The 12,307-nt window shown below is 41.2% G+C and carries 7 protein-coding genes; all 7 read left to right on the forward strand.

The window, feature by feature from the left end; all coding sequences use genetic code 11:
* Window positions 1-8 precede the first annotated feature (8 nt).
* Complete coding sequence (locus tag QFZ81_RS09010; protein WP_307602382.1) at window positions 9-1,787, forward strand: sensor histidine kinase; 1,779 nt, start codon at window positions 9-11, stop codon at window positions 1,785-1,787.
* A 586-nt stretch (window positions 1,788-2,373) separates the two neighbouring features.
* Window positions 2,374-3,054: a response regulator gene (locus tag QFZ81_RS09015; RefSeq protein WP_307445368.1), complete on the forward strand. Its 681-nt coding sequence runs from the start codon at window positions 2,374-2,376 to the stop codon at window positions 3,052-3,054.
* A 292-nt stretch (window positions 3,055-3,346) separates the two neighbouring features.
* Window positions 3,347-4,345, forward strand: a complete 999-nt coding sequence (locus QFZ81_RS09020) for a substrate-binding domain-containing protein (RefSeq protein WP_307445366.1) — start codon at window positions 3,347-3,349, stop codon at window positions 4,343-4,345.
* 107 nt (window positions 4,346-4,452) lie between these two features.
* A complete protein-coding gene (locus tag QFZ81_RS09025; protein ID WP_307602384.1) occupies window positions 4,453-6,006 on the forward strand; it encodes a sugar ABC transporter ATP-binding protein in 1,554 nt (517 codons plus the stop codon).
* A 50-nt stretch (window positions 6,007-6,056) separates the two neighbouring features.
* Window positions 6,057-6,980 carry an ABC transporter permease gene (locus tag QFZ81_RS09030; RefSeq protein ID WP_373462779.1) on the forward strand — a complete coding sequence of 308 codons (924 nt, stop codon included), beginning with the start codon at window positions 6,057-6,059 and terminating at the stop codon, window positions 6,978-6,980.
* Window positions 6,981-7,054: 74 nt separating this feature from the next.
* Window positions 7,055-9,055, forward strand: a complete 2,001-nt coding sequence (locus QFZ81_RS09035; RefSeq protein ID WP_307445358.1) for a methyl-accepting chemotaxis protein — start codon at window positions 7,055-7,057, stop codon at window positions 9,053-9,055.
* A gap of 205 nt (window positions 9,056-9,260) precedes the next feature.
* Window positions 9,261-12,248, forward strand: a complete 2,988-nt coding sequence (locus QFZ81_RS09040; RefSeq protein ID WP_307445354.1) for a glycoside hydrolase family 32 protein — start codon at window positions 9,261-9,263, stop codon at window positions 12,246-12,248.
* Window positions 12,249-12,307 lie beyond the last annotated feature (59 nt).

Here is a 12,307-nt window from a genome sequence, read left to right on the forward strand (position 1 = left end):
GCGTAAACATGGTAAGAAATCGAATCATACACTTTTTTCGTTTCAAAAGTATCCAGTCAACCATTGCTGTCGCTTTTTCATGCTTAATTGTGGTCACGATTACGGTGATTGCATGGATGTCTTATCATCTTTCCACAGATGCTGTGAAAAAAAATTCACGCGATTATACCTATCAGCTCATGGGACAAGTAAGCTCAAATATAGATAGCTACATCAATTATATGGACAATATTTCACGAATGGTTCTTTCCAATTATGATATCAAAGAGTACCTCTTGAAGCAGGTATATCTTGGTGCGATCGGTAAGGAAGACTTGAAACAGAAAATATCCTTCCAACTGAATACCGTGTTGAATACAAGAAAAGATATTTCGTCGATTCTTATATTTGGTACAAATGGGGAGATTATCCCTTACAATGAAAAGATTAAACTAAATCCACAAGTGGATCCAACGGAACAAAGCTGGTATAAGAAGGCAATTGAAGCGAAGGGGAGAGTCGTTATCTCTTCTTCACATGTACAAAATATGATTCTTAACGACTATAATTCAGTGATATCCTTAAGTCGTGAACTAAGCAGTGATGTCGGAGATGAAAAGCTCGGTGTACTGCTTGTAGACTTAAATTATAGTGTCATCAATGATATTTGTAACAAGATTAAGCTTGGAAATAGGGGATATGTTTTCATAGTGGATGCACAGGGAAATATTGTTTATCACCCGGAGCAGCAAATGATTAATAACAATCAGAAAATTGAATTGATCTCTGAAGTTATGCGTACTCCTGGCAGCAGCTTTGTGACTTCAGAAGGTAAAAATAGCCGGATGTACACGATTAAAACATCGCAAAGTACCGGATGGAAAATTGTCGGGGTTACTTATGTGGAAGAATTAGTCTCCAATAAAGATGAGTTGCAAACGTATACTTTTTTTGGAGGTATAGGGTTTCTTATCATCGCTGTGTTGCTATCTTTTGTTCTATCCTTGCGTATTTCAAGGCCCATTAAACATCTTGAAAGTTCGATGAAAGAGGTAGAGAAGGGGAATTTCGACATTCAGGTTGATATTCAAAGCTCCAATGAAATCGGACATTTAAGTAATCGATTTAATCGAATGACGACAGAGATCAAAGAACTGATGCTGCAAAATGTGAAGGAACAGGAGTTAAAAAGAAAGAGCGAGTTACAAGTGCTGCAAGCTCAGATAAATCCTCATTTCCTTTATAATACGTTGGATTCAATCATATGGATGGCAGAGACTGGAAAGTCGAAGGAAGTAATCCTTATGACGGCTTCCTTAGCTAAGTTATTCCGTTTAAGCATTAGTAAAGGACAAGAATTCCTTTCTATTTTTAACGAAATCGAACACATCAAAAACTATTTGACGATCCAGAAAATGCGGTACAAATCTAAATTGGATTTTGAAATCAATGTGGATAAGAGTATCCTTTCCTATAAGGTGATCAAGATTATTTTACAGCCTTTAGTAGAAAATGCCATTTATCATGGAATAAGAAATAATGCGGGGATAGGTCATATTCAAATAACGGGGATGTGTAAGGGGGACCGTATTCTTCTTCAGGTCATCGATAATGGCATTGGAATGTCTCCGGAGGAGATCCATAACATGTACCAAAAAGATCGTACGTCTGTGCGAGGGAGTGGTATCGGCGTGCAAAATGTGGATCAAAGAATCAAACTCCATTTTGGAGATCCGTATGGGCTGCATTTCGAGAGTGAATTAGGGAAAGGAACTACCGTTAATATTTGGCTGCCAGTCATAGAATAGAAGTAAACAAGATAGTTAGCCCTAGCCGGATTCCCCATATCAGGTTAGGGCTTTTTCGTCGCCACCGGACGCTAGCGCACAAAAATTGTGCGCTAGGTCGTCAGATCCGTCGCCACTGGACGCTAGCGCACAAAAATTGTGCGCAAGGTCGTCAGATCCGTCGCCACCGGACGCTAGCGCACAAAAATTGTGCGCAAGGTCGTCAGATCCGGCGCCACCGGACGCTAGCGCACAAAAATTGTGCGCAAGGTCAGCGATCCGTCGCCACCGGGCGCTAGCGCACAAAAATTGTGCGCAAGGTCGGCAGATCCGTCGCCACCGGGCGCTAGCGCACAAAAATTGTGCGCGAGGTCAGCAGATCCGTCGCCACCGGACGCTAGCACACAAAAATTGTGCGCAAGGTCGGCAGATCCGTCAGCCGCAGCACGCTAGTGCTCAAGGTAGTGCTTCTTTCAAAAATCCTATTGTAATTTTGCTTAACTTGAAGTAAATTATCCATTATCAGGTCGTGAAGTACACGCCGCTTGCTCCGGAAATTCATTTCCGGAGCAAGCGGCTATTTTATTTCCTCAAGGTGGAGAAGAAGATGGAAAAAATAAACGGTGAAATGAATCTGCAGCTTCGTGCTGCATACGAAAAGTGGATGGCATTTCAAATCAAGTCGTGCACAGGTGAACGGCGTAAGCGGCTGCAAAAGGGCCTGAGTTTTTCACTAAAGAAATTCATTATCCATGTGTTTTGGCCCGCTGTCGGGAGTTTTGACGATTGGCTTGCTGAGTACGAAGTGATCGATTTTAAAGACGGCTTCAGATACCTGGATTTGGCCAAACCATCGCCCGTCATCAAAATTTGCATCGAAGTAGACGATAAGGGAACACATGGTTATAACGCGGATTCGTATAAATTTTCAGATGACCGGTTCCGCCAGAATGACCTTGTAATTGACGATTGGAAGGTGCTTCGCTTTTCACTGCATAGCATACTGGAGCAGCCTCGCCGCTGCCAACAACAGATGATGCATGCGTTAGCGAAGTGGGGGATTGAATCAAATATAATTGAACCGCCTTTGTGTCCAACGGAACTTGCTATTTTCAAATTTATCGAAAATAAGACAGAGGCCTATTCCCCGATTACGATAGCTCAAGCAGTTGGAATCCACAGAAATACTGCACTAAAATATCTTAAGTCTCTAGTTGAAAAAGGCAAAGTGATGCCTGATGTCAAAACTGGTGGTCCAATAAGGCGGTACCGCAGCAATAGGCTTTAATAACGCAATTCCCCGAAAAAATTTCAGCAGTCGGATCAGCTTCCGGGGAAAGTCATTCAACCCAACTGAAACAGCCTATTAGAAAAATTTCAACAGTTGCAAGAAGATTTTCTATTATTTTTAGTTTTGATCGAAGGTATGATGAAGACACGGAAAAACAAGCATCCACTCTTTTAAGGGAGGTGAGGGTTCGTTAAGGTAAGTGAATAAAGTCTTTATGCCTATCTTCACTTGGGGGATTTAGCGCCAAACTTATTGTTAAAAAATTATAAAAATTCGGAGGAAATTAAAAATGAAAAACATGAAGATTATGTTGTTACTCTTTGTTGTATTTGCACTTACTGCTTGTGGTAAAGCAGTGGAAACAAAACCCGCAGCAGCAACTGGGGCGCCAGCAGAAACAGCCAGCGCAGCTAAAGCAGCAGATCCGGCACCAAAGAAAAAAGTAGTTATTGGTTTGACCGTACAAAACTTAAGCAATCCTTTCTTCGTAGCGATGTCCAAAGGGGCAGCTGAAGCTGCTAAGAAACACGGTGGTGAAGTTATCGCCGTTAGTGCAGAAGATAATTTGGCTACACAAACCGCTCAAATCGAAGATTTTATTACTAAAAAAGTAAGTATGATTATTCTAAGTTCCGTAGATACCAAAGGTATTGCAGCAGCAGTGGGTCAAGCTAAAGCAGCAGGTATCCCCATCATTTCTGTCGATACAATTTCTGAAGGTGGCGTAAATGCGAGTGTAACTTCGGATAACGTTCAAGCAGGAAAAATAGCAGGTGAATATTTGGTTAAACGGTTGAATGGAAAAGGAAATATTGCCGTATTGGATGGTCCGCCAGTATCGGCTGTAACAGATCGTATTGCTGGATTTAAGGAAGCGATCAAAGGAGCTCCGGGGATCAAAATCGTTGCTAATCAAAATGGTAACGGTAATCGTGAAACATCGCTTGCTAAGATGGAAACCATCTTACAAGCAAACGGTAAAGGGCAAATCGACGCCGTATTTGCTATTAATGATCCAACAGGTATCGGCGCCAAAATTGCTGCAGAGCAAGCCGGTCGTGACAAGGAAATGTTTATTGTTGGTGTGGATGGATCTCCGGATGCAGTGACGACACTTAAAGAAAACAAAAGCTATGTTGGAAGCTCAGCACAAAATCCTTTTAATATGATTACAATCGCGGTTGAAACGGCATTTAAAGTTCTTGCTGGTGAAAAAGTGGAACCATTAATTAAACTTCCAACTGACTTCGTTACGACAGAAAACGTAAAAGACTATAAAGGCTGGTAATATTGAATCCTTATTACGATGTGGGACCTGTTAACGGGAACCGCATCGTAGTTCTTCAGTCTTCAGTCATAGATATAAACAAATAATTTGGTGGAGTGAGTGAGAACATGGAAGCTGTGCAAGCGGAAGTTGAAAAGAACATTTCCTCTGAATCCTCAATAGCGTTAAGCATGCGAGCGATCTCCAAGTCTTTCTCAGGGGTCACCGTATTAAAAAACATAAATATCGATCTGCATAAAGGTGAAGTACATGCTTTAATGGGAGAGAACGGTGCCGGTAAGTCGACGCTTATGAAGATTATGGCAGGGATATACCGTCCAGATAAAGGCGAGATTATGTATCGAGGCAAATCGATCACATGGCATAATGCGATGGAAGCGCGTGAGAAAGGCATTAGTGTCATTCATCAAGAGCTTAATCTTTCTCCGAATATAACCATCGGTGAGAACGTATTGATGGGAACCAAATTCCCGAAGAATAAGTTAGGTATGGTGGACTGGAAGAAAGTTCACGAACGAGCCCATTTCCTATTAAAATCAATCGGATCTGATTTAGATCCTAGATCATATGTCTCAACCTTAAGTGTCGCCCAACAACAAATGGTGGAAATCGCGAGAGCTTTATCGATAGAAGCGGAAGTTCTAGTGATGGATGAACCAACAGCTTCATTAACCCACAAAGAAATTGATAAGCTGTTTATTATTATTAACGAATTAAAGCAAAAAGGTGTTGCGATTGTTTACATTTCACATCGTATGGATGAAATTTTTAAAATTTCCGATCGCTGTACCATTTTGCGTGATGGAGAGTGGATTACATCGATTCCTATCGCCGAAACCAATCCGGAGCATCTTGTTAAGACCATGGTTGGTCGTGAATTAAACGATTTATTTCAAAAACCGCCTTCACATACGAGCTGGATTAAAGGTAAAACGCCGGTTTTAGAGGTTAAAGGTTTATCTGATAACAAAAACGTAAAGAATATTTCGCTCGAGGTGCATTCAGGAGAAATTGTTGGGATTTCAGGATTGGTAGGGGCAGGAAGAACAGAATTAGTCAGAGCGATCTTTGGTTTATCGGAAATATCAGCAGGTGAAATTCTAATAAACGGTCAATCGGTGAAAATCTCTTCTCCTGAGGATGCTATACGCTATGGTATTGCTCATGTTCCAGAAAGTCGTAAGGAGCAAGGATTATTCCTAAATATGTCTGTCAAAGAAAACATTATGATGGCTGAAATGTATAAATATCGAAAAGCAGCCCTCTTAAATTGGTCGCAAATAAGCAATGAAGCTGACAGGTATATAAGAGAATTAGGTATTAAAACGGCAAACAAAGAGCAAAAGGTGGTCAGCTTAAGCGGAGGAAATCAGCAAAAAGCGCTGCTTGCGCGTTGGTTATCCATCCAGCCTAAAGTGCTTTTGTTAGATGAACCGACAAGAGGTGTCGACATAGGCGCCAAAACCGAAATTCATAAAGTTATTTGTAAATTAGCCAAAAACGGTCTTGCTGTGTTAGTCATTTCTTCTGAGCTGCCAGAAATTTTGGCGCTGAGTGATCGCATACTTGTTATGCATGAGGGTAAATTACGGGCAAACCTTGGGCGCGAAGACGCGACACAAGAAAAGATCATGTATTATGCAACGGGGGAGATCAAATGAGCGCTGGAATGGAAGTAATCGTTAATAAAAAACATAATGTTGGATTATCCATGAGAAAAATATGGAATCAACTAGGCATGTTAATTGTGTTAGTTGCTATTTGTATCATACTCGCTATTTTTGCACCTAATTTCACAGATACGGGGAACATTCTCAATATATTAAAACAATCGTCCGTCAACGGAATTCTTGCAGCGGGTATGACATTAGTTATTCTGACTGGCGGGATTGATTTATCTGTGGGATCTACGATCGCACTTTCGGGCGTTATTTCCGTATTGCTTTCAAAACAAGGAATTAACCCTTTTATTGCCATGTTCGCTGGGATTGCGGTGGGATATGCAGCAGGCTGGATCAATGGCTTTCTGACTGCAAGAACCAAACTTCCATCCTTTATTGTTACATTAGGCAGTATGACTTATATAAGAGGCGCTGCTTTTGTAATTAGCGGGGGATTACCTACCATACTGGCCTCGGAACCCTTTAAGTTTATTGGATCAGGGAAGATCCTATCGGTTCCAACCCCCATATACATTATGCTGAGTGTATATATCGTGATGTTTATCGTACTTAAATACACGATGTTTGGCAGACATATTTATGCAATTGGGGGAAATGAAGAGGCAGCGAGATTAACAGGTATTAAGGTTGAAAAGACATTAATTAATGTGTATGCCATTAGTGGTTTATGTGCGGGATTAGCTGGCGTAGTTCTTGCAGGGCGTTTAATTTCCGGTCAGCCGAATGCTGGAAGCATGGCCGAGCTTGATGCCATTGCTGCCGTTGTTCTCGGCGGTACGAGTCTAGCTGGGGGAATTGGCCGAATTCAGATGACCATTATTGGTGTGTTAATCTTGGGTGTAATTAGGAATGGATTGACACTTTTAAATGTTAGCTTCTTTTGGCAAACCGTTATCACAGGTGTTGTTATCGTACTTGCGGTGCTTTTGGATCGTCTCCGCAGCGATAAGTAAGAGGAGAGGCTGTCAATATGGTGAAATTTCGCTTCAAAAGCATACGTACCCGCACACTAGTCACGATTCTACCTTTGTTAATTTTATCTATGTTTGTGTTGTCTGCGTTAAGTTATAGCTATTCAAAACAAATGATCAATGCGGAAATCCAAGATAAAATGGCATATCAATTAAACGCAACGATCAACAATATGCAAACCATATTAACAGCGCACAGTAAAATACCTGAAAGCTTAGCACGAACAATTGAACCTGTAGGTGACAAGATTGATAAAGGCAAATATTTTCAAATTATTCAAGGTTTGTTGTCCACAAACCCGGATACCTTTGGAGTTGGGATTTGGTATGAGCCCTATCAGTATAAAAATTATTTGCAATATTACAGTTCCTATGCCTACCGGGATAACGGTCGTATTTTATTTTCCAATGATTATGATACGAAAGAATATAATTATCCTGAAAAAGATTGGTATCTGCTTGGAAAAAATACAAAGGAAATTATGGTATGGACGGATCCATTTTTTGATAAAACCTCCAATGCTATGATTTTAACGACGGCAGTTCCCTTTTATAACAATAATAAATTTCAAGGGGTAGTTACAGCCAACATCAATTTAACCAGCTTGCAGCAGAAGATTTCAGACATTCATGTTGGTAAAAATGGATGGGCATTTTTGTTGGATCGAAATGGGAACTTTATTGCTAATAAAGATAACGAGAACTCCACGAATCATCAAATCATGAATGACTCTAATCTTAGCTTGGCGCAAATTGGCCAAGAAATACTGTCGAATAACAATGGAAATGCCATTTTTAGTGACGATAGAGGTTCCAATAAGGTTTATTATCAGACGGTTCCAGATACATCTTGGAAACTGGCAATCGTCATATCGCAGAAGGAGCTTTACCAGAAGCTAAACGATTATTTTATCATCTCGCTTATCATTATTATTGTATTGTTATGTTTTATTGTCATGGTGATTTATTTCTACAGTTTATACATTACCAACAACATTAAGAAAGTAAATATTCTTTCTCAATCGATGTCAAGCGGGGATTTAACCCAAACTATACCTATAAAAACGATCGATGAATTTGGCCAAATGGGCACAAATCTAAATACAATGGCGAGTAACTTGAAGTCCATTTTATTACAAGTATCTGAAAGTGCGAAAAGCGTATCTGAAACTTCAGTTCTTTTAACCAATAATGCGGAACAATCCGCGAAAGCAACAGAAGAAATTGCACAATCGATTCAAGAAGTAGCGGGTGGTACGCATACACAACTTTCATTAACCGATGAAGCTGTTGAAGAAACAACAGACATGTTTGTGAATATCAAAAAAATTACGCAACGAATAGAACTTGCAAGTCAATCAGCAAAGGACGCGCTGCAAACGGCCATTGAAGGAAAAGCGGATATTGCGGAAGCAATAAATCAGATCAATTTGATTTCTCGAAACTCACTCGATTCGGTTGGAATAGTCCGCCAGTTAGAAGAGAAGTCCAGAAAAATCAATCATATTATGACCTTACTATCCACTATTGCTAAGCAAACGAAAATGCTTGCTTTAAATGCAGGTATTATTGCCGCCGAAGCAGGATCAAATGGAAAAACATTTTCGGTGATTTCTCGTGAAATTTGTCTTCTTGCTGAAAATTCAACAAAATCGAATCAGGAGATCGATACACTAGTAACTGAGATTCAGGAGGATATCTCGAAAGCAGTAAAAGCCATGGAAGATGGAGATTCTGCTGTTCAAGAAGGGAAGCTGCTTACGAAAAAGGCAGGTGATTCCTTCACGAATATCCTTCAATTAGTCGAAGGGGTTTCTGGCCAATCCGACGAAATGACGAATGAAATAAAAATGATTCAAATGAATACGCATAAAATGGTTGAAAACATGGAGATAGTCTCTAATCTATACGGAAGTTCAGCAAGTTCAACCAATCACATCTCAGCAACGACAGAGGAACAGACAGCGGCAATCCAAGAAGTTGCTTCCTATTCCAACGAATTAGCCCATATGGCTAAGGTCTTACAACAATCTGTGGCTTCATTTAAACTCAAGTAAATCGTAGATCGAATGTGATTGAGAGATCAATAGACTAATTGACTTTGCGTGATGAAAGTAAACATGAGGTGGTCTGCTTTAAGCTGATAGGCGATTTGGGGAAATCTCAAATTATCCTGGGAATAGCTATTCAGATCTCCTTTTGTTAGTAAATGTAAGCGCATACAATTTATGAATTATTTTTAAACTATGGGAGGAGAACTCGATGAAAACTTATTTCAAGATGCTAATAGGTGCTTGCTTCTTTATGATCTCCGCGCTTGTTTTTTCAATACCCATTTATGCAGCAGATACCAACTATAATTACTACGATGAAACCTACCGCCCTCAATATCATTATACACCTCCAGCCAATTGGATGAATGATCCAAACGGAATGGTCTATTACGCAGGTGAATACCATCTCTTTTACCAATACTATCCGGATGGCGAGGTATGGGGACCGATGCATTGGGGACATGCAATCAGCACGGATTTAGTTAATTGGACAACGCTTCCTATTGCTTTGTATCCGGATTCGCAGGGAGATATTTTTTCTGGCAGCGCGGTCGTTGACTGGAATAATACAGCAGGGTTTGGCGCAGAAGCTATGGTTGCAATTTTTACTCATAATGGTGCCTCGCAGCAGCAAAGCATCGCATATAGTACGGACAAAGGTCGAACTTGGACCAAGTATGCAGGAAATCCAGTCATTCCGAATCCGGGGATTGCTAATTTTCGGGATCCTAAGGTGTTCTGGCATGCAGCTTCTAACAAGTGGGTAATGACGCTGACAGCAGATGATAGGGTCAAAATATATACGTCACCGAATCTGAAAAACTGGTCTTTTGCCAGCGATTTCGGAGTTAATCAAGGCTCGCATGGCGGAGTATGGGAGTGCCCCGATTTGTTTCCTTTAGCGGTTGACGGGAATCTGGCTAATGTGAAATGGGTTATGGAGGTGAGTATAGGTAACGGTGGAGCAGCAGGTGGTTCAGGTATGCAATATTTTATCGGTGAATTTAATGGAACCACCTTTATCAACAGCAATCCAGCAGGGACTATTCTTTGGAATGATTTCGGCCCTGATTATTATGCGGCTGTAAGCTGGAGTGATATACCATCAACAGACGGAAGAAGAATTTGGCTCGGTTGGATGAACAATTGGAATTATGCAACTGCGATTCCGGCATCTACGTGGAGAAGCTCGATGAGCGTCCCGCGTGAATTAAAGCTTAAGACATATCCTGAAGGTATACGGCTGCAGCAAGTTCCGGTCAATCAATTACAATCGCTTCGCGGTACAGTTAGTTCTTGGGGAGCAACAACGATTTCACCAGGCAGCAACATCCTCTCATCGAAGTCCGGAGATTCCTTTGAAGTGGTCGCAGAATTCCAGGTAAATACGGCTACGGCAACTGAATTCGGATTCAAAGTACGTAAAAGCGGGAATCAATTTACTTCGGTCAGTTATAATAAAACGAATTCAAAGTTGTTTGTGGATCGTTCTTTCTCTGGGGTAACGGGGTTTAATTCGACTTTCGCCTACAAACATGAAGCGCCCCTAAGTCCGGATGCTAATGGAAAAGTAAAAATGCAATTTTTTGTTGATCGGCAATCGATTGAGGCACTAGGCAATGATGGGAAGGTGGCCATATCAAGTCTAATCTTCCCCGATCGTTCCAGTCAAGGAATGGAATTGTATGCTATCGGTGGGAATGTAACATTAAATTATCTGAAAATCTATCCGATCAATAAGAGTATGGGAACTACGCCATTTGTATCGAATCTGTCAGGCTGGATCCATGTAAACGGCAAATGGGCGGACACTGTTGGGGGGAAACGGGGGCGAAGCAGTGGAGATGCCTTCACGCTAAGTTCTCAAATGGGTGGTAATTTCACCTACGAAGCTGATATTAAGCTATTGAACAGCAGCCAGGGTGCAGGCGCTCTAGTTTTTAGAGCTAACCATAATGCAACGCAAGGTTATGTAGCTAATATCGATACACTTAACGATGTCGTGAAACTTTTTAAATTAAATGGCGATGGTAGTGCAACTGTAATTGGTCAATATGCAACTCAACTAAACACCAGTACCGATTATCATCTGAAAGTAATCACATCGGGAGCTAATATTAAGGTCATCTTGGGCAGTACGCTGGCTCTTGATCTTAATGATACAACTTATGAGAGCGGTTACTTTGGATTGAATGTTTGGAATTCTAGCACTGAATTCAGGAATGTAAATACTTCTAATGTTACTGGACTGATATCTAATCTACCGACGATGGTACCGAAAAATGGAACTTGGAGCAACACTGCATCCGGTAAACAAGGCTTATTCGAGGGTGATGCATTTACGTTAAGCTCACAGACCGCAGGATATGTTGACTATTCGGCTAATATTCAAGTAACTTCGGAAGGCGCAGGCGCTTTGGTTTTCCGTTCTGATGCTACCGGTGCAAATGCGTATTTGGCGAATGTCGACGTTCAGAATCAGGTTGTAAAATTGTTTAAATTTGTAAATAATAGTGCAACGGTCCTGGGGCAATATTCAACCCCCTTATCGTTGAATACGAATTACAATCTACGTGTAGTTGCCGACGGTACCAGCATTAAAGTTTACTTCAATGGAACCCTTGTTCATAATGTGACGGATCCATCATTTGGCAGTGGGAGATTGGGATTAAATGTATGGAACGGAACGGCATTGTTCCAAAACATCACCTATAATCAAGCCACAAGGGATTTGACTAATCATGACTTTGAAACTGGAAACTTGACTGGATGGACCATTGTGAGCGGTACAGCATTTAATAATGCGGATGTTACATCGGCTGCGGCCTACTGGGGAGGACCTTTTAACCACCAGGGTACCTACCATCTTTGGGGCTTTAATAATGGCGTAGGGGGCGATTCCCCAGTCGGGGTGCTCCAATCGGAAACCTTTACATTAGGCGGTAACGGTCAAATCAGCTTCATGCTAGGCGGAGGAAATGATAGTAACAACTTGTATGCAGCCCTTGTCGATGCTTCTACCGGTACTGAATTGCTAAAGACAACAGGAATTAACTGGGATGCCTATAATAGGTATTTGTGGGATGCATGGAAGTATATCGGAAAAAGTTGCTACGTCAAGTTGGTAGATAATTCGACAGGCGGATGGGGGCATATCAATCTTGATCATGTAAGTGCGCCCGTTTTAAAACAGTAGTCATATAGTTGTCGCACGTACCCTTCTGTGAGAGGCCTATGCAACTGTGCATGGGCCTA

Source organism: Paenibacillus sp. V4I9 (assembly GCF_030817295.1).
Taxonomy (GTDB): domain Bacteria; phylum Bacillota; class Bacilli; order Paenibacillales; family NBRC-103111; genus Paenibacillus_E.

Coding starts and splice junctions, on each gene's coding strand:
- QFZ81_RS09010 (WP_307602382.1), top strand. CDS start 9: ATGGTAAGAAATCGAATCATACACTTTTTTCGTTTCAAAAGTATCCAG.
- QFZ81_RS09015 (WP_307445368.1), top strand. CDS start 2,374: ATGGAAAAAATAAACGGTGAAATGAATCTGCAGCTTCGTGCTGCATAC.
- QFZ81_RS09020 (WP_307445366.1), top strand. CDS start 3,347: ATGAAAAACATGAAGATTATGTTGTTACTCTTTGTTGTATTTGCACTT.
- QFZ81_RS09025 (WP_307602384.1), top strand. CDS start 4,453: ATGGAAGCTGTGCAAGCGGAAGTTGAAAAGAACATTTCCTCTGAATCC.
- QFZ81_RS09030 (WP_373462779.1), top strand. CDS start 6,057: ATGAGAAAAATATGGAATCAACTAGGCATGTTAATTGTGTTAGTTGCT.
- QFZ81_RS09040 (WP_307445354.1), top strand. CDS start 9,261: ATGAAAACTTATTTCAAGATGCTAATAGGTGCTTGCTTCTTTATGATC.